A 23,065-nucleotide genomic window follows, 5' to 3' on the forward strand; every position below is an offset into this window, starting at 1 on the left:
TTGCAAGTCGCGCAACTGAGCTTTTTCGTTGAAATCAAGTCGACGAAAGTCTAAGTCGCGGAATTGTTTAAAGAGTAGCAGTTTTGAGCGCATGCAAATAGCAGTTTCTGCTCGCCACCTTATTCATTTTCCAGCAAATTACAGCTACTTTCTCAACTACTTCGTCAGCTGTTTCATTGCACCTTCCAGGCCTTCCACCGTCAACGGATACATCTGGTTATCCACCAGCTGGCGGGCCATGGCCACAGAGCCGCCCTGGTTCCAGAAGGCCTCTGGCAGGGGATTCAGCCAAACCACTTTGCGGAAATGATCGGTAATGCGTTGAAACCAGGTGGCGCCGGATTCTTGATTCCAGTGCTCGATGGAGCCGCCCGGATGGCTGATTTCATAGGGCGCCATGGTGGCGTCCCCCACAAAAATAACCTTGTAGTCCGAGCTGTATTTATTCAGCAGCTCCCAGGTGGGCGTTACCTCGTTGGTGCGGCGAACGTTCTGGGTCCACACGCCCTCGTAAATGAAGTTGTGAAAGTAAAAATACTCCATATGCTTGAATTCCAGCCGCGCCGCTGAAAACAGCTCTTCACATTCGCGAATGTGAAGGTCCATAGAGCCGCCCACATCAAAAAAGATCAGCACTTTTACCGCGTTGTGGCGCTCGGGCACCATTTTCAAATCAAGGTATCCGGCGTTACGGGCGGTGGAGCGAATGGTGTCGTCCATATCCAGGGTATCGGCGGCGCCTTGGCGGGCAAATTTACGCAACCGGCGCAGCGCCACTTTGATGTTGCGAATGCCTAGGGTAACGCTGTCATCCAGGTCTTTAAACTCGCGTTTTTCCCACACTTTTACCGCGCGACCGTGGCGGCCTGTTTTCTGGCCGATACGAAAGCCTTCCGGATTGTAGCCATCCGCGCCAAAGGGCGATGTGCCGCCGGTGCCGATCCATTTATTACCGCCGGCGTGGCGCTCTTTCTGCTCTTCCATGCGCTTTTTGAAGGTTTCGACCAGTTCTTCCAGGCCGCCCAGGGAATCGATTTTCGCCTTTTCTTCATCGCTCAGGTGCTTTTCAAACTCGGCCCGCAGCCAATCGTCGGGAATCAGCGATTGCAGCAACTCGTCCAGATGCTCGATGCCCTCAAAATACACCTTGAAAGCACGGTCGAATTTATCGTAGTGGCGCTCGTCTTTGACCAGACACAGGCGCGCCAGATAATAGAATTCTTCCATGTCTGCGAAAGCCAGGCGTTGCTGCAGGGCCTCCAGCAAGTCGAGAAACTCCCGCAGGCTGGCCGGCACCTTCGCCCGTCGCACTTCCAGAAAAAAATTGATCAGCATAAAACCCTACCTTTAAACCACCGCACGAACGCATAGGGCCAGAACGGCCTTAATAGCTACCGACAAGAGCAACCCATAAAAGCACTGCACTCTTGCGGAACCCGCCATCATCAGCCGCGGCGACGCGCCATAAACGCCAGCTTCTGCAGCAGGTGAACATCCTGCTCGTTTTTCACCAGGGCGCCGTACAGCGGTGGCAATGCACTGCTGCTGTCTTTCTGGTGCAGCATCTTGGCAGACAGCTCATCGGCCATCAGCAGCTTCAGCCAGTCAATTAACTCAGAGGTAGACGGCTTTTTCTTCAGGCCAGGCACCTTGCGCACGTCAAAAAACACTTCCAGGGCATCGCGTACTACCTGCTGCTGAAGACCCGGGAAATGCACGTCAACAATGCTCTGCATGGTGCCCTGGTCAGGAAAGCTGATGTAGTGAAAAAAGCAGCGGCGCAGGAAGGCGTCGGGCAGTTCTTTTTCGTTGTTGCTGGTGATCACAATGATCGGCCGATACTTGGCCTTTACGAACTGCTGGGTCTCGTAAACGTAGAACTCCATGCGGTCGAGTTCCTGCAACAAGTCGTTGGGGAACTCAATGTCGGCCTTGTCGATTTCATCAATCAACAACACTACTTGCTCTTCGGATTCGAAGGCTTCCCACAATTTGCCGGGAATAATGTAGTTGCTGATGTCTTTCACTTTTTCATCGCCCAACTGGGAATCCCGCAGGCGCGACACCGCATCGTATTCGTACAGACCCTGCTGGGCTTTGGTGGTGGACTTGATGTGCCAGGGAATCAAACGCTTGCCCAAGGCCGCCGCTATTTCTTCCGCCAGCAGGGTTTTGCCGGTGCCGGGCTCACCTTTGATCAGCAACGGGCGTTGCAGCGTTATAGCCGCGTTAACCGCCATTTGCAGGTCGTCAGTGGCGACGTATTTATCGGTGCCGGTAAATTTCATGTTCTGGGTCCTGTAAGTTACTTCTTGGGATCGTTGTCGGGCGTTTTCTTTGGCTCAGGGCTCGTATCTTTTTCAGCGCCTTTTTCAACTTCGGCGCCTGGCAGGTCGTCAAATTCAGACAGGTCAAGGTCGTCCAGACCAAGCTCGTCATCGGCCAGCTCTTCTGGCTCGGCTAGCGTCGCTTCCAGCTCGTCATCAGGAAACGACAGCTCAAAATCGTCATCAAAAGCCAAAGGTTCAGGGTCGCCCTCTTCCGGCTTTACCAGCGGCATGGTCTCTTCGGGCAGTGGCTCTATGGTGGGCACTGGGGTTTCGTCAACCACGGGTTCAGCGGCGGGTTCTGGCTCAATCTCTGGCTCAATCAGGTCGTCCGGGCTTAATTCCAGTACGTTTTCAGGCTCGTCAATGTCGGTAATCACCGGCACGGCAGCCACTTCCGGGGCTGGGACGGGCGCAGCCGCTTCTGCTTTCACGTTTACTTCGGCGTTAGTTTCGGCATCGATTTCATCGGTGTTTTTGCGTTTGCGCAGCAGCAGCCAGATCAACAAGGCCAGCACTAACAGAGCGCCCGCGCCGGCCGCAATCATCCAAGGCGCTATTGCTGAATCTGCACTCTTGGGTTCTGCCGGCTCGGGCTCTGCTACAGGTTCAATGACAGGCTTAACTTCTGCGACAGGTTCGCCTGCGGGTTCAGGCGCGGGCGCCTCATCAACCGCAGGCGCAGTATTCGGCTGCGGTTCGGGCTCAGTAGGGGTGGCGGTTTTGAAAGGATTAGCGGCGTCAATTTCAGGCGCAAACAGTGGCGCGTTTGCGGCGGAAACTTCGGCACCGGCGGCAGGTTCAAAACGGGTGGTTCCGGAGAACTTGCGCGCAAAGGTGCTGCTGCGCGCTTCCACTACCACTTGGTACTGGCCGGCGGTCGGCATCTCGGCAATGTTATAGCGATACACACCATCTGCTGGCGGGCTCTGCTCTGACAACAGCTTGGTACCTCTACGGCCATCTTCATGTGCCAGCGTCAGGTTAACGGTCAGCACACTCAGAAAATCGGCATTGGTAATCGGCTCATTCCCGTCAAAAAGCCTTACTCGAATCGCCAGCGGCTCCTCTATCGAGAATGTGCCCGGAATGGGGCTCACAATCATCCGCAAATCACTCACCACGCTTACTCGGCTGCCCTGGCCTAATTGGCCATCCAGAATCCAGCGCCCGGCTACGGGGTCGGTTACGGTGATCAGGTCGTAACCCGGTTCACGGGCCCAGCGAATATTGTCCGGGTGCTGCTGCAAGGTGGCAGCGGCTGCACCAGGCGCTTTCAACGCCAAGGTGCGGTTAGCAGAGGTTTCACTGTCGCCCCAGAAAATCAGCGCGGTGTATTCGGTTACCCCGGCGTCTACCATAAAGCCGTCGTCGTCTATGGGCGTCTGCTCTTGCGGCACGGCGGCGTTAAAAGCGTCTAGGAAGGCGCGGCTCAAATCATCCGCATTTTCCGCCACGTGAAAGCTGCCATTAGAATCGGCGGCCAGTCTGCGCAGAAACTCGCTGTCTGCCTCGGCCGACAGCGCTACCGCGTGAAAACGGGCGCCCTGTTGCTTCAACGGAGGAACCAAAGTATCCAGAATGCGGTTAGCTTCGGCTTTATTGGCGCTGGGGTTTCGGCTGATGTCCACCTTGCCGTCGGTAAGCACAATAAAGTGGGTATTGCTCAGTATGCCACCGGTAAAGTAACCATCGCTGGCGGTTTCGATGGCTGCACCCAAATTGGTGCGCATGGCCACGGAATTGATCGCGTCGCTTTGCGCAATGGCCATATCACGCCAAGCATCGTTAACTTCGCGGTGGGGCACCAGCATGTTCACGTACTGGCCGAAAGTCCACACACCGGACGTGGCGCCATCGGGCAGCAATCGAGCCAACAAGCGCACCGCCGGGCGGCGCAGGTTTTGCGGGTCGTTCTGCTTCATAGAGCCGGAAATATCAACAATAATGCGCACGTCCACCGCGCCCGGCAGTTGCGGGCTATCCCCCGGCTCGGCCTGAGCCTGGACCATACCCGCAAACGCCGCAACCAGTGTGATAATAAGCGCGTGCCACAGTGTTTTGTGCGTTACCAGAGTTGACTTCATGAAGCTTCCCACCACGTTTTCCCTGTGTAAAACGGCCATAAAAGGAACAGCCGTCAATTTATTATTCAACGCTCAGCGTTTCATCCGATAACGCACCAGGTCCAGAATCCAAACCAGCAGCAATACCATGCCGGCCAACGAAATATTTAACAAGGCAGTGCTGGCCGCAACGCTGTCACCCAGAATCAGTTCATAACCGCCGTACAACCACGCCGGAATCCACCAACCCGCTATGTCTAAAGATTCCACCGGGGCCATCAGAATAGCCGCCAACGCAGCCAGCAACAGTGTGCGCAAACCGTAAAACGGCAAAAATCGCAACAATCGCTGCATCATCCATAAAAACAGCACCAGCCCTACACCGTAGGCGGCCCAAAACAGCCAGTACACGTTCTGCAATTCCGCATCCATTATGTCATTACCCAGTGAATAATATGTTCTTCCCAGTCTTGCTCGGCCACAGCGGCCTCTGAAACCACCTTACCCCGCACCGACACACCCGCCTCATGCACGGTTTGCGGATCACCGCTGCGCAGTGGGTGCCAGTCGGCCAATGGGCGGCCGTCTGCCAGAGTGCGATAGGCACAGGTATAAGGCAGCCAGTGGTAATCCGGCAATGTTTGCGGCGTAATCAGCGTGCATCCGGGTACTTTTTTTAACCGCTCGGGGTAAACCGTACAACCGCAGGTGTCAGTATCCATGTACTGGCACACTAAATCCGTGTGGTATACCTCACCGGTGTCTTCATCTTCCAGCTTGTTCAGGCAGCACTGCCCGCAACCGTCGCACAGGGAATCCCACTCGGCCGGTGTCATTTCATGCAGGCGCTTGCGCTGCCAGAATGGCACCTGGGCAATCATCGGTTGCGCTGCCCCAGCTTCATCTTGAACTCGACAATCGCCATGTCCTGCTCTTCCGGCATCTGCAAGAAAAAGCCTTTATCGGCAATGCCCGCCAGAACCTGTTCGGCGCTGATGCGAGCCAGTTTACGCTCCGGCGTCAACACCAAATCCATGGCGTGTACCGGCTTGCCAAACAAAGTGCGCAGGGTTTCCGGCAAGTCATCCCAAAGGTGACCTCGGCGCACGTATATATAAGTGTCTGGCTTTTTACTGCTGCGAAAAACAGAAACAAAGTCGCGGGTTTTGGTCACGAAAGCAGTTCCTCGATTGTGCCCCGAACCGGAGCCAGTATCTGGCTGCGCCAGCCTTCAAAAAACGGGTTACCCGCCAGGGTTTGTTGCTGCAAAACGGCTTCCAGGCGCTTGCGCGGCGCCAGCAATTCTATAGGAATATCAGCCGCTTCCGCAGCACGCACAAAGTGCTTCTTGAGCTGTTTGTAAAAGCTTTGCTGATCCCGGGTCAAAGGCGCCGCAATCGGCTCGATGGCCACATCCTCGGCGGCATCTGCTTTGGCGATCAGCGCCAGCAGGGTGTCGCCGTGACGGCGAACCTGGCCGGATGCCAGGCCCTGAATATCCGACAAAGCGTTCAAGGTTTTGGGCTGGGTCTCGGCCATTGCCAGCAGCAAAGGGTCTGCCATTACCCAGTTACGGGGTTTGTCCTGGCGATGACATTCGCGCTCGCGCCAGCTCACCAACGCCTGCAGCACCTGTTGCTGCGGGGCGCTCAAAGGCCAACCGCCGCGCAGCTTTAAATAATGCCGGGTAGGATCGTCCTGGCTTGCCAGGTCTGCGGCAAAGCGAGCGGACTCTTCCACCAGGGCCTGTTGCAGCCCGCGCCCGGCCAAAACCTCTTGCAGCCAGTCGTAAATCGGCTTTAAAAAGCGCACGTCATCAATGGCGTAGCGCTGCTGTAAATCGCTCAAAGGCCGTGAAATCCAGTTGGAGCGGGTAAGCGTTTTATCCAGGCTCTCACCAAACAGGCTTTCAACTAATTTCGCGTAACCCTTAGAAAACCCGAGCCCGGCAAATGCCACGCCCAGCTGCAAATCAATCACCCCCTGCATGGGAAGGCCCAGCCAATGGCGGAACAGTTCCAGGTCTTCGCTCACCGCGTACAACAGCTTTGGGCGTTGTTCGTCTTCCAGAGCCGCGCGAAAACCGGCAGAGGCCTCTGCCACTTCCGGGTCCACCAGGCGAAATTGATCGGCCAGCCCAAGCTGCACCAAGCCCGGTATCGGGTAATAGGTGCTCACCCGCTCGAATTCGGTATCGAGGGTCAAAGGCTCTTTTGGCTGCGCCGCCAGCCAGTCGTCCAGCTGCTCAGGAGTTTCCAGCCATAGCACCGGTTCGGATGGCGCAGGCGCTGTCAGCCGGGGAAGTTCATTCGCATTCATACAATTGCCTGATCGGAAAATGACTTAGCCAGCTAAAGGTTTGCGGCCGCGAAAAGCGTGGGTCAGGGTAAAACCGTCAACATAACCCAACTCGCCACCCACGGGAATGCCGTGAGCCAGCCGGGTAATCAGAACGTTGTTGTCGGCCAGGCGGTCGGCAATGTAATGCGCCGTCGCTTCACCTTCCACGGTGGGATTGGTGGCCAGTATTAATTCGGTTACGCCTTCATCGCGCACCCGGTGAACCAGCCGGTCAATACCAATCTGCTCCGGCCCAATGCCATCAATGGGGGATAGATGCCCCATCAGCACAAAGTAACCGGCGCGATAGTCACCGGCTTGCTCGATCGCCAACAGGTCTGACGGACTTTCCACCACGCACAGCACACCGGTGTTGCGTTCCGGGTTTTCGCAAATGCCGCACACGTCGGTGTCGGCAAAATTCTGACAACGATCGCAGCGGCGCACGCCGTCCATGGCCCGGCCCAAAGCATCACCCAGGCGGCTACCGCCGCTGCGGGCGCGTTCCAGCAAATGAAAAGCCATACGCTGGGCGGTTTTCTGGCCTACGCCGGGTAGCACCCGCAAGCTTTCAACCAACTCATCCACCAAAGGACTGAACGCCATAATAATCCCAAAAGTTCAATAATTTAGAAAGGCATCTTAATTTAGAAAGGCATCTTAAAGCCGGGAGGAAGACCCATGCCCGACATCATGCCAGACATTTTTTCTTTCTGATTGGCGTCCACACGGCGCACTGCGTCATTCACCGCCGCCGCCAGCAAGTCTTCAAGAATGTCCTTTTTTTCGCTCATCAAAGACGGATCAATCTCCACTTTACGAACGTCGTGGCGGCCGTTCATCAGCACCTTCACAAGCCCCGCACCGGATTCGCCCGTTACTTCTGCCTTGGCGATTTCTTCCTGCGCTTTTTGCATATTTTCTTGCATTTGTTGGGCTTTTTTCATCAGCTCACCCATGTTGTCCATCATAACGCTATCTCCTGTTTGAACCGGCCGGGCTCTTTATGTCGGCCGGGTACTTTTTGGGGACTTCAATCGGTCGAATACTGTCTTCCACGACACGGGCAGCAAACCGATCCACAATCGATTGCACCAGCGGGTCGGTGCGAATGGCCTGCTCCGCCGCTTGCTGCCGAATTTTACGTTTACGCTCCTCAAAGGCAGCCGGCGTATCGCTTGGCTGCCCTCTCTCTATACGTAATTCAGTGGCATCGCCAAAGCGATTTCTCAAGGCGGCCAGAATTTTTTCTTCGTGCCGCGCGTTCAACAGCCGCGCGTGGCCCTCATCAATGGTCAGCAGCACGACATTGCCTTGGTGCAGCATAGACCCGTGGCTGGCCAGATTGCCCGGCATACCCGCAATATTCAGGCTGCGAAAATCCCGCTGCCAAACAAATTCACTCGCGGGTAATGCTTCTTCCGCAGATTCTGGCTGCGCTGACGACTCACTGGCCGGCGGTACTGGAACACTTTGATGCGCTTGCTGATCATCAGGCTGCGATTGTGATTGAGCATTGGACGAAGCTTTTGGCTGAACAGCAGGTTGCGGCTCGGGTTGATGCTGATGCTGAGGCTCCCAGGATGGAACTTCATCAACCGGCGCTCGCTCTTTCGATGGTGGCGCCGAAGCAACAGGGGCCACTGGCTCAGGCTTCGCAGGAATTGGCGCCTCAGGCTTTACCGGTACGGGCGCTTCAGCCTGGCCAGCAATAGCAGCAACAGGGTCTGGTTCATCGCGATTTCCAGCCGGCGCCGACTCCGCAGCAATTGCCGTGGGCGGTTCCCGGCGAGCGGTTCCGGGCCGGAACGCCAGCATCCGCAGCAACGTCATCTCGAACCCCATGCGCGCATCCGGCGTTATCGCCAGATCTTTGCGCCCCATCAACGCCACCTGGTAAAACAACTGCGCGTCTTCGGCACTCAGCTTTTTGGCCAGCGCCTGAATCTGGTGGGCGTCGCCCAAAGCGTTATCCGCACTGCCAGGCACCACCTGCTCCATGGTCACCCGATGGAACAGCGACAACAGGTCCGCCAGAATTATCCCGTAATCCGGCGCAAAATCGGCAATACGACTAATTTCCGTCAGCAACGCCGGGCCATCACGGCCAACCAACGTGCCCACCAAGCTTTCGATGTCACGCTGGTTAATCGTGCCCAGCATAGAACTGACATCGCTTGCTGCCAGCTGCTGGTTACCAAACGCAATGGCCTGATCCGTCAAGCTCAGGGCATCGCGCATACTGCCATCTGCTGCGCGCGCAAGAAGCCACAGGGCCGGCTCTTCAAAAGGAATCTTTTCGGCGGTTAATACGTGGTTCAAATGGCCGGCGATGTGTTCCGGTGTCATCCGCTTCAAATTGAACTGCAGGCAGCGCGACAACACCGTCACCGGCAGTTTTTGCGGGTCGGTGGTGGCCAACAGAAATTTAACGTGCTCTGGCGGCTCTTCCAAGGTTTTCAAAAAGGCGTTGAACGAATGAGTGGTGAGCATGTGCACCTCGTCAATCAGGTACACCTTAAAGCGCCCGCGGGTGGGCGAATACTGCACGTTGTCTGTCAGCTCACGCATGTCGTCAACGCCGGTGCGCGAGGCGGCGTCTATTTCGATCAGGTCAACAAAGCGGCCTTCCTGAATTTCGCGACAGCTGCCGCACACACCGCAAGGTTTCGCGGTAATGCCGGTTTCACAGTTCAAACAGCGGGCCAACAGACGGCCAATGGTGGTTTTACCCACACCGCGGGTGCCGGTGAACAAATAGGCATGGTGCAGGCGCTGGCTTTCCAGCGCGTGGATTAACGCCTGAAGCACGTGTTCCTGCCCCACCATGTCTTCGAAGGTGCGCGGGCGCCATTTACGGGCAAGTACCTGGTAGCTCATAGTTCGCCAATTGCCGTGAAAAATAGCATTAATTCTAGCATGAATGCTAAAACCGAAAAATAGAGGGTGTAGGTAATGAAGAATGAATAGGAGTCATCGAAAAGGTAATCAGATAATAGATAGCTTATAAAGAAAGAGGCAATAATAGAAAAACAGGGGGCTAAAACAGGTGGTGGCCCCACCAGCGACACTCCGGCACACATATCGACCGCTGCGGCTGCTCCCTTCCGGGTCTGACCGGGTTCACGGTTTCATGTTGCGAAGGCACCAATAGGGCCACCATAACGGCGTTTCAGAATGTTTCCCTGAAAGCGGGGCGCATGTTAACAAACGCAATGATTTACCACAAGCATAAGTGGTGAGCCGATTACGATCATTATCCGGCTCATGATGTGGGATGAATAATGCGACGACAGACTCCTTTAACACTTTTCCCGCTGCCGCACCTCGCCCAAGCCGGCGTTTTAATTTACTCTTTGCTTAACCTGCGCCCACAGTCACAAGCAGCCGCCAGAACAAAAACCCGGAAGAATCCATGTTTAACGATTTCAACGCCCTCAGCCACGCCGTTGCGTTTATCACTTACGGTCTGCTGGCGATTCTGATTGCTTCGCGCTACATGCGCCGCTACTCCGACCGGGCACTGTTTTTTGCCGCACTGTTTTCCGCCCTGTGGGCCGCGGCGTTGGTGACTCAGTCGCTCTGGGGCTTCCCCGACTTTGCCGTGCGTTACCTGCTGGAACTGCTACGCAACGGCGCCTGGATCGCACTTATATTTACTCTGCTGGGCAGCGCATTACCAAGCGACGGCTCTGCACTGAAAATCAAAAAAATGCTGACGGGCTCGGTTGTTGGGCTGATAGTGGTACTGCTGCTGGTCAGTGCCGCTGAATACTTTGGCATAGATCACATACTGTCTGGCAAAACAAAAATAGTTGGCCAGCTGGCGCTGTCGCTGATTGGCCTGCTGCTGATCGAACAAATCTGGCGCAATTCTCTAGGCTTTCGCCGCTACAGCATCAAGTACATGTGCACGGGCGTAGGCACCATCTTTATATTCGATTTTGTGATGTACGCCGACGCCCTGCTGTTTGGCCAAATCAGCCAGAGCTTCTGGGACGCCCGTGGGCTCGCCAACGCACTGCTGGTGCCGCTGTTTGCGGTCAACGTGATCAACACCCGCAAACAGCCGATAGACTTCCGGGTATCGCGGCGTGCCGCCTTTCACGTAGGCACCTTGTTGTTCGCGGGTGCCTACCTGGTGTTCCTGTCGGTAGCCGGTTATTACATCAAAACCGTGGGCGGTAGCTGGGGCGATGCACTGCGCATTCTGTTCTTCACCCTGGCAATGGTGTTTCTGGTTACCCTGCTGCTATCGCGCCGGCTTCGGGCCCGACTGATGGTTGCCATCAGTCAGAACTTTTTTGACTACAAATACGACTACCGCAACGAATGGCTGAAAATGACCAAAGAGCTGGCCAACCTGACCGACTCGCCGCCCCTGCCGGAACGGGTTATCCGCATTCTGGCAGACCTGGTCGAAGGCAACGCCGGCGCCATCTGGCTACAAGACGAGCAGAACCACTACCAGTTAAAAGCTACAATCAACATGAACTTTGATCGCCACACCCTGATTGATTCCAACGACGACCTGGTGCGCTATTTCCGCGATAGAGAATGGATCATAGACCTGAACGCCTACAAGGCAGATCCGGTTGCTTATGACTTACTGGAGGTGCCAGACATGATCATCCAATACCCGAAAGGCTGGCTGATCATCCCGCTGTACCTGGGCAACGAGTTGTACGGCATGGCATTAATAGGCGCCCCGCTCACCCAGGTAGAACTAAACTGGGAGAACTTCGACTTAATCCGCGTGGTTGCCCGCCAAACCGGCAACCTGTTGGCCCAGGCCGACGCCCAGAGCGCACTCACACGGACCATGCAGTTTGATGCCGTCAGCAAGGCGTCTGCCTTCATGCTGCACGATTTGAAAACCGTGATCGCGCAACTGTCCCTGCTGGTTAAAAATGCACCAAAGCACCGCAACAACCCGGCGTTTATCGACGACATGATTCAAACCGCAGACCACGCGGTGAACAAAATGTCGAACCTGGTCACCCACATCCAAAAGCCTCAGGACAGCCAGGGGAAAATCGCGGAAATGATCAACCTGAAAGACGTACTCAGTAGCGCCGTAACCGACGCCAGCAGGCGAATGCCGAAACCGCATTTTGATTACCAAAATGGCGACGTGTGGATAAGGGCAGATTCCGAACAACTGAGCACCGTAGTGGGCCATTTGCTGCGCAACGCCCAGGAAGCCACGCCGCCAGAGGGCGACATTACTGTCACCTTAAAAGTTGCCCGCGGAACCGCCGTGGTGTTTATTCAGGATTCCGGCAGCGGCATGACCGAAGAATTCATCCGTAATCGCCTGTTCAAGCCCTTCGAAAGCACCAAAGGGCTGACAGGCATGGGCATAGGCGTTTACCAGACTCAGGAATACTTGCGGGAGCTGGGCGGCAGCGTAGACGTTACCAGCGAGCCAGGGGTAGGCTCGTGCTTTTCCATGCGTCTGCCGGTGGCAGACCCTGCCGCGAATTTGGTAAAAGCCGCGCCCGTTAGTGTAAGAACGTGAATCAGCACACACACAATCGTTGCAAACGGCGGGCATTGAGTTAAGACTTCTAACTGTAGATACACGCGTCAACAAGGAACGAACAAACCCGTGACAAGACAATTATTGATTGTAGAAGACGACCCGGGCCTGCAAAGCCAGATGCGCTGGTGCTTCACCGACGACCTGCAAGTATCGGTTGCCGCTGACCGCGAAACCGCCCTTACCCTACTGCGGCGGCTGGAACCCGAAGTGGTTACGCTGGACTTAGGCTTGCCGCCAAACCCCGGCGGAAGCACCGAAGGCTTCGCCCTGCTGGAAGACATACTGCGCCTGGCCCCCACAACCAAAGTGATTGTGGTCACCGGCCGTGAAGAAAAAGAAAACGCGGTAAAAGCCATCGGGATGGGCGCCGCCGACTTCTACCAAAAACCGGTAGACGCCGACATCCTAAGCTTTGTGGTTAACCGGGCGTTCCGCCTGGCCGAACTGGAAAAAGAAAACCTCGAGCTGGCCAACCGCGACGTTACCAGCGTGAAAGGCATTATCGCGGCCAGCCCGCAGATGCTGGCGGTGTGCCGCACCTTGGAAAAAGTGGCGCCAACCGACATCACCACCCTGATCAACGGCGAAACCGGCACCGGCAAAGAAGTACTGGCCCGCGCTCTGCATGATCTAAGCCCACGGGCAAAAATGCCCTTCGCCGCCATCAACTGCGCGGCCATTCCAGAGAACCTGCTGGAAAGCGAGCTGTTCGGCTTTGAGAAAGGCGCGTTCACCGGCGCCACCCAAAGCAAAAAAGGCAAAATTGAAAGCGCCAACGGCGGCACCCTGTTTCTGGATGAAATCGGCGACATGCCCATGGCACTGCAAGCCAAACTGCTGCGCTTTCTGCAGGAACGGGTGGTAGACAGAGTCGGGTCACTCAAACCCACGCCGGTAGATGTACGTGTGGTGTGTGCTACCCACCGCAACGTGAACGAACTGATTCAGGAAGGCACTTTTCGTGAGGACCTTTACTACCGCATCAGCGAAATCACCCTGGACTTGCCCGCGGTTCGTGACCGTGACGGCGACGCTTTGGTGATCGCACAATCACTGCTAAAAAGCCTGAGCAAACAGTTAGACCGGCAAGGCCTTAGCTTCTGCGAAGACGCCATCAGCGCTATTGAGAACTACGCCTGGCCCGGCAACGTGCGCGAAATGATCAATAAAATAAAACGCTCGGTGATTATGGCCGACGGCAAACGCATCACCGCGGATGACCTGCAACTTCCCCTAAGCACCGACAACTCAGACGCCAGCGACAGCAAGCTGAACCTGCGCAAAGTTCGCGAAAACGCCGAACGCGCCGCCATCGTTCAAGCTCTGCGCAGCAGCAACTCCAACATGGCACAAGCGTCCCGACTTCTCGGGGTTACCCGCCCCACCCTGTACAACCTGACTGACAAATACCGGATTAACACCTCAGCCGATGCTATAGAAAGCTAACGCGGGAGTCGGTTGATCGGGGACGGATTTCAAATCCGTCCCCTACTCTACAGATCAAACTGGGGACAGATTTCAAATCTGTCCCCTTACCCAAACCCGGGGACAGATTTGAAATCTGTCCCCTACCTTCATCGGAGCCATAAACGATGTCGATAACAGTACCCAAGAAAAAACTACCTCGGCTGATCCTGCTCGGCAGCCTGATGCTGCCCCTGCTGAGCGCCTGTAACAACGGCCCGGATACCTCGGAAGCATTGCCGCACCTAAGCCGCGCAGACACCTACGCCGAGCAGGGCCAATACCGCTCGGCTATTCTTGAAATCAGAAACGCCATACAGACCGAACCAGACAACGTCGCCCATATTGCGCGTCTGGCCGAAATGTATCTGCAAGTGAGCGCCAACAAACAGGCCACAGATCTTTTAGAGCCCTGGCTGAAAGACGCACCACAAGTAGTAGCATTGCCTCTGGCCCGCGCCTACGTTGAGCAACGTAAACACTTGTCGGCGATGGAAACACTGGCACTGGCAACACCTGAAACCGACAGCAAAAAACTGGAAGCGGCGCTTATAAAAGCCGAAGCCCTGCGCCTGTCAAGCGGCCCCGACGAAGCTCTGGCCGCGTTTCAGGACATCAGCAACAACAACCCGGCAAACGTAGAGGCCATAACCGGCGTACTGCAAAGCCAGCTGCAGCTGCGCAACAGCAGCGCCGCACTGGCAGCCGCAAACGACTGGCTGGCCAGTAACGAAACGACACCCGCTATTTTGCACCTGAAAGGCGCCGCGCAATATCAACTGGACGATTTGGAAAGCGCCACAGCCACACTTACAGACGCGGTTACCGGATTGCCAACATCCGACATGTTTCTGCCGTTACGGGGCGAAATACTAACCCTGTTGGCACGGGTGCTCACCGAACAGGGCAAAATCACCGAAGCCCAGGTGTACAGCCGTATTCTGGCCGAACGCACAGATTCCGGATCTCGCGAACAGAGCGAAGCTGCTATCAGTGCCATCAGAGCCGGCAACTTTGACGAAGCAAAAACAATACTGCGGGATATGCGCAAGATAGACCCTGACAACGAACAGCTGGCACTCATGTTAGGCACCCTGACCGCAGGCACCGGCGAACTGAAAGAAGGCGCCGAACTGCTGTCTGAAAACCTGGACCCGGAAACCAGCCCAACCCGCTTTATCCGGGCGTCTACCATGGCCCAGATTGACCTCGGCAAACGGGAAGAAGCACTGGCCACTCTCGATCGTGCCGTAAAAGCCCGTTCCGACGACAACGACCTGCTGGCCATGCACGGTATTCTGGCCCTGAGCATGCCGGGCCAGGAAGCCGCAGGCGTAACCAGCCTGAGCAAAGCCATCAGCAACGAACCCGAGCGCACCCGGTTGCGGGTGGCGCTAGCCCGGCACTACATAAACAGCCAGCAAACCGATCAGGCTTTGAGCCAATTGCGCACGGCGTTTACCACCCAGCCGGCAGATTGGGCAAGCACGGCGATCTATTTAAGCCTGCTGATCGACAGCGGTGAAACCCGCGAAGCAGAAGACGTGCGCGATTCACTGATCAACGGCTACGGCAACCAGCCACAAGCGCTTCTACTGGCAGCCATCGCAGATGGCCGCATGGGCAACTCCGACCTCGCGATCATTCGCCTGGAGCAACTGGCCGTCGACAACCCGGACATGCAGCCCGCGCGCCTGGCCCTGGCCAACCTGTACGCCTCAGTCAACAGCCCGGATAAAGCCGTTGAACAATTCCTGGCCGCCGCCGTCATTACACCAAATGTCATCGGGCCGCTTCAGCAGGCTACCCAGACCTATGGCACCATCCACAACGTAGAGGAAGTTCAGCAGTGGCTTAGCACCGTTGCCGACACCCACCCGCCACTGGCGCCAAACAGCAGCTTGTTGTCGGCCTTGATTGATATACAACAGGGCAATCTGGAGCAAGCGCGAACCATTCTGGAGCCAATGGCCAACGAAGATAACCCCATCGGTTACAGAGCTTATGGCCAGCTACTGGCTGCAGAAGCCGTTATATCCGCACAAGCGGAAGACTATTCAACGGCGCTCGCTAAAGCCGCAGAAGCCATTACCATACAACCTGACAGCGTCAGCATTGCGCTGCTGCCTGCGCGCATACTCATCACACAGGGTAAAAACGCTGAGGCCCTGGAAGCACTTCAAGCCGCCGCAGAGACCCACAACAACCACGTCACCATTCTGATGGCCCAAGCCGATCTGCAGATGAACCAACAGCAGAATCAGCCCGCGATCGAGTTGTATGAACAAGTTGTGACAGCGCAACCCAATAACGTAGTAGCGCTGAACAACCTGGCCTGGCTGTTACGCGAGCAAAACAACAGCCGCGCCATAGAACTGGCCGGCCGCGCCAGCAAGCTGGCACCCAACGCGCCAGACATACTCGATACTCATGGATGGGTTCTGCACTTGGGTGGCGACCACGAACAGGCCAAGGTCATTATTGAGAAGGCCTTAGCGCTGGCGCCAGAGAACGCCGAAATCCAGACACACCTGAAAACCATTAAAGCGGCAATGTAAAATAACCTGACACTTCGCAGTATTTGCAAACTAAAACCGGGGACAGATTTCAAATCTGTCCCCTACTCCGCATCCAGCGGCTTTTTTGACTCTATTCTGTGTTTCCCCAATTCTGAATACCCAGCATTTTCTGAACTATCGGCTCAGGCGACATAACATGCGTCGACATTCTATACACTTTGCGCAGCCAAGCCTTTTTAGTCACTTTTTTTCTTGCTCTACCTATTTGATTTTTCAGTTATTTTCCAAGTTGGCCCTCTTATTGGTTAGTAAAACTACAAGCCGCTTAATATTAGGGCGCAAAAACTTCCTAGCTAAAGCCAATATTTAGCTCAGGGATTGGCAAAAAACGGGGAAATGATCATGAAGAAATTACAACTGAAAACCAAACTCCTTGCCGGCGCTGTCGCCGCTTTAGGTATAAGCTCAGTAACAAACGCAGGGCCTATCACGGCCAAATACCTTGGTGCGACTTGCATAGCAGCAACATGCGCTGATCTTGGCAGCACTATGGCCGGAGTTGTCGGAGGCACTGTCATTGCTCCAGCAACAAACGCCGACGGGGGTAAAACCCCGGGCTCAGATTCTAACAGCGCAAACCAAATCCTTTCCTACAACATAACGAGCAGTGCTGGAAAACCGAATTCTGACGCCCTAAACGATATTACAATTACCGAATTGAACAATGAATTTGATTTTTACTGGGGTTCGATTGATATCGGCAACTTAGTACGCTTCTATTCGGCTGGGAATCTGACTGCTAGCTATAATGGCACCGCCGCTTACGCCGCCATAACAAATGATCCAAAGTTCGGGTTCGGTAAAACTGATGGTTACTTTTCTTTCTCAGGGGACTTCGACGAGGTGGTGCTGAGTGCTAACAACGTGTCATTTGAAGTAGCTCGCGCAGTACCAGAACCAGGCACCCTGGCCCTCCTCGGCCTAGGCCTTGCAGGTCTTGGCGCAGCTCGCCGTCGTCAGAAAGCCTGATTACGGTAGAGCACTAAAAAGTCAGCTTCGGCTGGCTTTTTTATTGACCAAACCGGGGACAGATTTCAAATCTGTCCCCTACCTTGCCCGGGCAATTCCGGGCCTTAACCTAGACCAGATCCTTCGTGACCTATTGAACCGTCATTGTCGCAGGCTCACTAAACCTACTCGCCGCACCATCACTGTCGATGGTCCTTATCTGGAAGTTCCAGGAGCCAGCCGGCAACTTCTCCTCGATCTTCACAGACTGCTGCGAGCCAGGCACAATCATCGTGCTCATCGTTGACACAGCGTTTGGATTCAATCTCACAGCATCTGCAATAACGTATCCATCCGTTTCGCTCGGAAGCTCGACCACTGCTGATGAATCTGAAGGTGTAAACTCCGCGACCTTTACCCACTGCCCTCCTGAAGTCCGCTGGTCAATAGCCGGGCCCTGAATACTGATTTCTTCAACGTCTCCTTTAAACCCGATTCGATAGGTAGCCTTCTGAGAGTGATTGGAACTTGCAGTCCATCTCGCCTCAAGCGCATAGGGTATGCCGGGATTCAGGTCAAAAAAGCTCCATTTAGCGAATACAGAACCATCGCCCGGCGCGATTGGATGGTATCCAGCACCTAAATAACCGGAAGTGGCTGAAGACACAGCCACATTAGAACCCACTATATTAAAAAAGCCCGAGTTATCGTCGAGAGTTACGATCTCCGCCGCGTAAACGGGGAAATACTGAATTTCATAATGGTCAATTTCAGAGACATCCAGAACACTACCGTCTTCGCGACTTGTAGGCGTACTCCAACTCAGCGCTGGCCCACTCTCAGGGAGACTGACCTCATCACTTGGATCTGAACCGGCACTATATTCATCAATATTCAGAGAACCGTCCCCATCCAAATCCTGGGACGCATCGTTAATGGTTGGGTCTAAGCCATAACTGAGCTCGTAACCGTCTGGGATTCCGTCACTGTCTGTATCAGCTCTCGTCGGATCGGTGCCTACGTAGTATTCCTCAAGATTCGTTACGCCATCGCCATCTAAATCCAATGCTCCATCTTTTGGATCGTTTGGATTCAACCCGACAAGCTTTTCAAACCCGTCATCCATCCCATCGCCGTCGGAATCGAGCACTGCCGGCTCTGTTGCCGCCGAATAAACCGGCACAAATTTCACCGCGTCAGCAACGACGTAACCGTTCGCATCATCACGAATTTGAACCCGACCGGTAAGGCTGGATATTTTATAAGTGCCAAGCTTAAACCACTCCCCTCCACCGGAACGCTGATCTACCGTTACCGTCGAAACCACAAGTCGATTTGAATCGTCTAAATGGTGTACTTCATACCGGGCATTTGAGGCTCTGTTGGCGTGTGACGCCCAGCGAACATAAATGTCAAAGTAATCAATTAACTCCAGATTCCAGACAGCAAAATTGTCACCGTTACCTCTGGGAATAACATGGTAGCCTTCTCCTAAGTAGCCCCTGCTATGGGATGAGGCTTTCCATGGACCATCAAAAAAGGCGGTCGAAGCCGAGTCATCAACAATAACTTCCCCGCCCAGCCCTGCCGAGGGCGGGGGAAAGTTGTCTTCAAAGGGAGGGGGCTGGGTTGCGCACCCTGCAAGAGCAACCAGCCCGCTACTCAGCAATATATTGAACTTATTTACGACCATATCCTGCCTCATTTATACTAATTTTTGCCAAGAAAGTTATGCTACCTAAAAACGATTGGCAAATACGGGACGTCAGTCACTCATTGTAAAATACAATTTTAGAATGAGTTTACCGGACCGAGTGTCAATCGTATTAAAGTTATTTGCGTTGAAAATATGCAAACGCTCCCCGCAAAACTAATGGCTGTGCGCGAGCGCAGCAAAAGCCTGAATTCGGCTGGTTTTTATTTTTAATTTGAGTTTTATGTACTCGCAATACACAGTATCCTGTCAACCAGTTAACAGTCTGGCGGACAAACAATGTTAAGGAAGATAGTAGACAACCTGCCTCGATCCAGACCCTATCTGGTCGTTACTGCGATTGCAGTACTGATTTTTTATCCCACCTGGATCAGGCTTGCAGAGGCGTGGCTTGAATTCGAGCAAGCGACCGCACATGGGCTTGCGACGGCCGTCATTTTTTTGGGGCTGCTGCTGATCCATCCGCCTGTTCATGCCATCAGTCACAAACAGCTCAAGCCCTACCGTCTTGCCGGCGCAGCACTGCTAATTGCCACAACGCTGACCTGGGGTCTGCTAGAGCTGGTCCGCATCGACACCCTTACCTATCTGATGTTATCCGCAGGGCTAATCGCAACGGCTTGGGCACTGCTTGGTTTGGCGCGAACACTGACCTTCCTACCCTACGCGCTCCTTTTGTCGCTTTCATTGCCTATCTGGGCAGACATGGCTCCGGCCCTTGTGGATCTCGCAAGCGTCGTTGTAGGAACATGGGTAGGCTGGTTCGGGATGACAGCCTTCATTGAAGGCAACAGCATCACCTTGCCCTATGGCCGGCTTATCATTGCCGATGGCTGCTCCGGCTTCCGCTATTTTGCAATGTCCATTATGTTAGCGATGATGACATCCATCCTCAACGACTACCGCTGGCGTGGCTGGCTGATCACCTTGGTGGCAGCTGGTACTATTGGCCTTATTGCTAACTGGGTACGCATAACCATTCTGGTGGTCGTTGCCTACGAAACCGACATGCAAAGCGACATGATCGCCGACCACGACACCATGGGCTGGGTCGTTTTCGCAGTGTTTATTTTACCGGCATTGTACTTCTCACCGGTTCGCAAGAGAAAACCGGGCGAAAATCTTACTTCGACGGTCTCTGTGTTCAGTAAAATCGGCGCCATCGCTGTTGTTGTCGCAATCGCACTCGGCCCAATCGCTCTCACAATTTTGCAAAGGCCCGGACTACCCGTCTCACCGTGGGCACTCGAGTTATTCGGGGCCAGACCCGCAAAAACGGGCGACTTACCGATAGCACTCGATTTGCCAGAGTCATTAAGCCAACAGGCATGGCGTGCAGGCGATCTGTGGATACTGCTCGCACAGAGCCAGAAAACCCTTTCTGATGACAAGCTTGTGCCCTACCTACCTCTGATGTTCGACACGTCACTATGGCAGTTACAAGAAACAGTCCAGCCAGGCCTGCGCCGTTATCGAAACATACTAAGTCGCGAACAAATAATAATTGGCCAACGGTTTCAGACCGGTTCCCGGCGCAGCTGGAATTACACAGAAGCGAAAATGCTTCAGATTCCAGCGCTGCTGACACAGGAGAAACAATTTGCTCTGATCGTTCTTCAGATGAAATGCGCTCAGAGAAGCTGCGACCTCGCCACGGGAAAAGTCCAGCAGGCCATGACATCCATTCAGCTTGTCAGGTGATTCAACCGGCCTCAGCTTTGCCCTAAAAGAATGCCAGCAACACACTGGATGTCTTCGAGGCAAACATCCTGGTGGGCAGGAAGGGTGATAAGGCGCTCAGCAAAGTCACAGGCGCAAGGGAATGCCGACGGGGTAAAAGCCACAAGTTCGCTAACCCCGTCTATCGCCGGCAGTGCCTGGCCGTAGAAAGCGCTGGCGCCGATGCCGCCACGATTAAGCTCAAGAAGCGCTTTATCGCGAATCTGGCGAGATGGCGCAAGCAGCGGGTAACGCAGCAAGTTGGACGACGCTGGAACCAGGCCCTCACGGGTCATTTCTTCGAAACATTCCGGTGCTAATTGAACCCAATCTTTACCAGTGAGTTCCAGTAACGCTTCCGAATAGGCAGCGCCGTTGTCTTTCCGGTTGTTATATCCCTGAACGCCCGCTTCCAGTAGCCCCTCAACAGGTGTTTGGCGGTTGATCGAGGCAAGCGGATGAAACACCGTTTGCCCAATACCGAGAAACGGAATGCGCTCCATTAAACCGTACAACGGCCTTGTTAACAGCAGGTTGATCAACCAGCGTTTGAACCGCCAGGCCGCGCCCGCCGATACCTGGACTTCAGGCAGAGCTGCTAAAACGCTCGCACTTTGTTGAACGTGATCCTTACGAATTAAAAGCGCCCCGCCACCGATCAAATTTATTGGCTTGCCGCGGCCAAAACTTAATACCAAATAATCCGCCAGGCCGTTACCGCAAGAAAAAGGCGGGAACACCTGGGCCGAATCCTCAATCAACACCACATCGTTTTTATCAGCTATCCGCCTCAGTGCAAACAAACGTTCCGGTATGCCCAGAAAACCCACTGCTATTATGCCCACGGTATTTCCGGTTACCGCGTTTTCAACGGCCTCCAGATTCATCCACGGCCGCCCCTCCGCCAAATCAATCAAAACCGGTCGAGCCCCTTGAGCTATCACAGCAGCAACCAGATCCGGGCAGCCGTAGGCGGGCAAAATCACTTCGGGGCTTTGCAGAGTGTGCCTGCAGTTAACCGATAATTTTACCGCCAGTGAAAGTGCAGCGGTGCCGCTGTTCACAAACACCGAATCGTAGTACCCGGCCCAGGGCGCAGCCAAAACACCGCAATTCGCCTTGGGCAAAGGCACCCGGCCGCCCACTGGCCGCAATTTGGAAAAGCTCACGTTATGCCCTTAACGCTGGGAGGGCGTCCAAACGGTCATCCGGCGCCCCCCCAGAAACTTTAAGGTGGCATGGGCAATGGCGTAATTCACCTGCACAAAGAAATACGGAATCCGGATATAGCCTTTGGCACGCAAGCCGGGCGAGAAGTGTGCTGCAAGAACAACACCGTAAAAAGCAAGCTGCAGCACCAGCGCCAGGCCGTAAATCCAGCCACTACCTGCCAGCATGATTGAAACCACAAACAGGACGACCAAAAACCAGGGCACCGCCCAACGCATCAATTTATGGCTGAATACCTGCCAGGCAAACAAACCGAATTTGGCGGGGTTGAGCACTTCCGGGTGCCTGGCCAATGCCGTCCAACCACGAATAACGGTCCGCAGCTTGCGCTGGTACTCTTTGCCGGGGTCTGCCACATCCTGGTAGTGGCCCAGAACGTCAGGCGCTGAAACCGCTACGTAGCCATCAAGGGCGCAATTCAGAGCGGTATTGAAATCACTGGGTGCGTGAATATCCCAGCGCTTACACAACACATGCCGCACCGCAAAAAATGACCCGCTGAGGCCAACCAGGCCACCTCGGAGCGACTCCAGCTTACGCAGCCACATTTCATATTTCACATAGGCGCCCTCGCCTACTACGCCGCCATTCCGGCTAACAAACACATCCTCACTTGAAATCGCGCCCACGGTGGGGTTATCAAAATATCGGACCAGCGCAACAATCGCATCTGCCGGAATACTGGTCGCCACATCCGAAAACACAATAATGTCGCCGGTTGCCATGGCGATGGCATCCTTCTGGGCGTTCTCCTTCCCCAATCTTTCGTCAGTTCTGGACAACAAAATGCCCTTACTCTGATACTCCCGTACAATATCATCTGTTGCATCAGCCGAGCAGTCTGAAGCCACGATGATTTCAAGATTGGAATAGACCAGCTCAAGAGTGTTTTCCAGTTTTTGACGGATGCGCCCGGCTTCGTTGTGTGCCGTAATAATAAGAGACACGGAAGGTGAGACCGATTGTGTATCCATCGTCCCAACGCCAGCAACAGGTGCCGGCAGCGATCTTCTGGCTGGCAGCGCCATAAGCACCAGAGGGTATATAAAATAGCTGTACAAAGACCCAAACACCGCAACCCAGAACACCGCTTCCAACATCCGAATCATCCCTGCATCTGATCAAATTTGAGG

General features: G+C 54.6%; 18 protein-coding genes and 1 other RNA gene. 5 read left to right on the forward strand and 14 right to left on the reverse strand.

Annotated features, from left to right (window positions below; genetic code table 11):
• Positions 1–156: 156 nt before the first annotated feature.
• The 11 genes from ATG98_RS20100 to ffs form a co-directional block, all read right to left on the reverse strand.
• Positions 157–1,335: a vWA domain-containing protein gene (locus tag ATG98_RS20100; RefSeq protein WP_098424187.1), complete on the reverse strand. Its 1,179-nt coding sequence runs from the start codon at positions 1,333–1,335 to the stop codon at positions 157–159.
• A gap of 110 nt (positions 1,336–1,445) precedes the next feature.
• Positions 1,446–2,288 (reverse strand): AAA family ATPase, encoded by an 843-nt coding sequence (locus tag ATG98_RS20105; RefSeq protein WP_014871450.1) that lies wholly within the window; start codon positions 2,286–2,288, stop codon positions 1,446–1,448.
• A 17-nt stretch (positions 2,289–2,305) separates the two neighbouring features.
• Positions 2,306–4,414 carry a VWA domain-containing protein gene (locus ATG98_RS20110; RefSeq protein ID WP_228706224.1) on the reverse strand — a complete coding sequence of 703 codons (2,109 nt, stop codon included), beginning with the start codon at positions 4,412–4,414 and terminating at the stop codon, positions 2,306–2,308.
• A 72-nt stretch (positions 4,415–4,486) separates the two neighbouring features.
• Positions 4,487–4,825 carry a hypothetical protein gene (locus ATG98_RS20115; RefSeq protein ID WP_098418722.1) on the reverse strand — a complete coding sequence of 113 codons (339 nt, stop codon included), beginning with the start codon at positions 4,823–4,825 and terminating at the stop codon, positions 4,487–4,489.
• Complete coding sequence (locus ATG98_RS20120; RefSeq protein ID WP_098424189.1) at positions 4,825–5,274, reverse strand: YcgN family cysteine cluster protein; 450 nt, start codon at positions 5,272–5,274, stop codon at positions 4,825–4,827. Before ATG98_RS20120 ends, ATG98_RS20115 begins: the two co-directional genes overlap by 1 nt.
• Positions 5,271–5,567, reverse strand: a complete 297-nt coding sequence (locus ATG98_RS20125) for a YcgL domain-containing protein (RefSeq protein ID WP_098424190.1) — start codon at positions 5,565–5,567, stop codon at positions 5,271–5,273. Before ATG98_RS20125 ends, ATG98_RS20120 begins: the two co-directional genes overlap by 4 nt.
• Positions 5,564–6,712: a ribonuclease D gene (locus tag ATG98_RS20130; RefSeq protein WP_098424191.1), complete on the reverse strand. Its 1,149-nt coding sequence runs from the start codon at positions 6,710–6,712 to the stop codon at positions 5,564–5,566. Before ATG98_RS20130 ends, ATG98_RS20125 begins: the two co-directional genes overlap by 4 nt.
• A gap of 24 nt (positions 6,713–6,736) precedes the next feature.
• Positions 6,737–7,339: a recombination mediator RecR gene (gene recR / locus ATG98_RS20135; RefSeq protein ID WP_018404220.1), complete on the reverse strand. Its 603-nt coding sequence runs from the start codon at positions 7,337–7,339 to the stop codon at positions 6,737–6,739.
• 41 nt (positions 7,340–7,380) lie between these two features.
• Positions 7,381–7,704: a YbaB/EbfC family nucleoid-associated protein gene (locus ATG98_RS20140; protein ID WP_098418727.1), complete on the reverse strand. Its 324-nt coding sequence runs from the start codon at positions 7,702–7,704 to the stop codon at positions 7,381–7,383.
• Between the two features lie 4 nt (positions 7,705–7,708).
• On the reverse strand, positions 7,709–9,613 hold the full coding sequence (gene dnaX / locus ATG98_RS20145) for a DNA polymerase III subunit gamma/tau (RefSeq protein ID WP_098424192.1): 1,905 nt from the start codon (positions 9,611–9,613) through the stop codon (positions 7,709–7,711).
• Between the two features lie 176 nt (positions 9,614–9,789).
• An RNA gene (gene ffs, locus ATG98_RS20150) (signal recognition particle sRNA small type) lies at positions 9,790–9,886 on the reverse strand.
• A gap of 262 nt (positions 9,887–10,148) precedes the next feature.
• Between ffs and prsK the strand changes: the two genes are divergently transcribed.
• From prsK to ATG98_RS22625, 4 genes are all read left to right on the forward strand, one after another.
• Positions 10,149–12,254 (forward strand): XrtA/PEP-CTERM system histidine kinase PrsK, encoded by a 2,106-nt coding sequence (gene prsK / locus ATG98_RS20155; protein ID WP_098424193.1) that lies wholly within the window; start codon positions 10,149–10,151, stop codon positions 12,252–12,254.
• Positions 12,255–12,344: 90 nt separating this feature from the next.
• Positions 12,345–13,724, forward strand: a complete 1,380-nt coding sequence (gene prsR, locus ATG98_RS20160; protein ID WP_098424194.1) for a PEP-CTERM-box response regulator transcription factor — start codon at positions 12,345–12,347, stop codon at positions 13,722–13,724.
• A gap of 146 nt (positions 13,725–13,870) precedes the next feature.
• Positions 13,871–16,300 (forward strand): tetratricopeptide repeat protein, encoded by a 2,430-nt coding sequence (locus ATG98_RS20165; RefSeq protein WP_098424195.1) that lies wholly within the window; start codon positions 13,871–13,873, stop codon positions 16,298–16,300.
• Positions 16,301–16,663: 363 nt separating this feature from the next.
• Positions 16,664–17,290, forward strand: a complete 627-nt coding sequence (locus ATG98_RS22625; RefSeq protein WP_228706225.1) for a PEP-CTERM sorting domain-containing protein — start codon at positions 16,664–16,666, stop codon at positions 17,288–17,290.
• 130 nt (positions 17,291–17,420) lie between these two features.
• Here ATG98_RS22625 and ATG98_RS20175 read toward each other — a convergent pair whose 3' ends face one another.
• Positions 17,421–18,962: a hypothetical protein gene (locus ATG98_RS20175; RefSeq protein WP_098424197.1), complete on the reverse strand. Its 1,542-nt coding sequence runs from the start codon at positions 18,960–18,962 to the stop codon at positions 17,421–17,423.
• A gap of 300 nt (positions 18,963–19,262) precedes the next feature.
• On the opposite strand from ATG98_RS20175, the gene ATG98_RS20180 reads away from it, so the two are divergent.
• On the forward strand, positions 19,263–20,684 hold the full coding sequence (locus tag ATG98_RS20180; protein ID WP_098424198.1) for an exosortase/archaeosortase family protein: 1,422 nt from the start codon (positions 19,263–19,265) through the stop codon (positions 20,682–20,684).
• 11 nt (positions 20,685–20,695) lie between these two features.
• Here ATG98_RS20180 and ATG98_RS20185 read toward each other — a convergent pair whose 3' ends face one another.
• Positions 20,696–21,871 (reverse strand): DegT/DnrJ/EryC1/StrS family aminotransferase, encoded by a 1,176-nt coding sequence (locus tag ATG98_RS20185; protein ID WP_098424199.1) that lies wholly within the window; start codon positions 21,869–21,871, stop codon positions 20,696–20,698.
• 9 nt (positions 21,872–21,880) lie between these two features.
• The gene (locus tag ATG98_RS20190) at positions 21,881–23,041 is read right to left on the reverse strand and encodes a glycosyltransferase (protein ID WP_228706226.1); all 1,161 of its coding nucleotides are present in this window, start codon (positions 23,039–23,041) and stop codon (positions 21,881–21,883) included.
• Between the last annotated feature and the right edge of the window lie 24 nt (positions 23,042–23,065).

The sequence above is a fragment of the Marinobacter sp. LV10R520-4 genome (genome assembly GCF_002563815.1).
In the GTDB taxonomy this organism is placed as follows: domain Bacteria; phylum Pseudomonadota; class Gammaproteobacteria; order Pseudomonadales; family Oleiphilaceae; genus Marinobacter.

Bases quoted from the DNA above. Each gene is read 5' to 3' on its own strand.
- ATG98_RS20100 (WP_098424187.1), bottom strand. From the start codon at position 1,335: ATGCTGATCAATTTTTTTCTGGAAGTGCGACGGGCGAAGGTGCCGGCC.
- ATG98_RS20105 (WP_014871450.1), bottom strand. From the start codon at position 2,288: ATGAAATTTACCGGCACCGATAAATACGTCGCCACTGACGACCTGCAA.
- ATG98_RS20110 (WP_228706224.1), bottom strand. From the start codon at position 4,414: ATGAAGTCAACTCTGGTAACGCACAAAACACTGTGGCACGCGCTTATT.
- ATG98_RS20115 (WP_098418722.1), bottom strand. From the start codon at position 4,825: ATGGATGCGGAATTGCAGAACGTGTACTGGCTGTTTTGGGCCGCCTAC.
- ATG98_RS20120 (WP_098424189.1), bottom strand. From the start codon at position 5,274: ATGATTGCCCAGGTGCCATTCTGGCAGCGCAAGCGCCTGCATGAAATG.
- ATG98_RS20130 (WP_098424191.1), bottom strand. From the start codon at position 6,712: ATGAATGCGAATGAACTTCCCCGGCTGACAGCGCCTGCGCCATCCGAA.
- recR (WP_018404220.1), bottom strand. From the start codon at position 7,339: ATGGCGTTCAGTCCTTTGGTGGATGAGTTGGTTGAAAGCTTGCGGGTG.
- ATG98_RS20140 (WP_098418727.1), bottom strand. From the start codon at position 7,704: ATGATGGACAACATGGGTGAGCTGATGAAAAAAGCCCAACAAATGCAA.
- dnaX (WP_098424192.1), bottom strand. From the start codon at position 9,613: ATGAGCTACCAGGTACTTGCCCGTAAATGGCGCCCGCGCACCTTCGAA.
- prsK (WP_098424193.1), top strand. From the start codon at position 10,149: ATGTTTAACGATTTCAACGCCCTCAGCCACGCCGTTGCGTTTATCACT.
- ATG98_RS20165 (WP_098424195.1), top strand. From the start codon at position 13,871: ATGTCGATAACAGTACCCAAGAAAAAACTACCTCGGCTGATCCTGCTC.
- ATG98_RS22625 (WP_228706225.1), top strand. From the start codon at position 16,664: ATGAAGAAATTACAACTGAAAACCAAACTCCTTGCCGGCGCTGTCGCC.
- ATG98_RS20175 (WP_098424197.1), bottom strand. From the start codon at position 18,962: ATGGTCGTAAATAAGTTCAATATATTGCTGAGTAGCGGGCTGGTTGCT.
- ATG98_RS20180 (WP_098424198.1), top strand. From the start codon at position 19,263: ATGTTAAGGAAGATAGTAGACAACCTGCCTCGATCCAGACCCTATCTG.
- ATG98_RS20190 (WP_228706226.1), bottom strand. From the start codon at position 23,041: ATGATTCGGATGTTGGAAGCGGTGTTCTGGGTTGCGGTGTTTGGGTCT.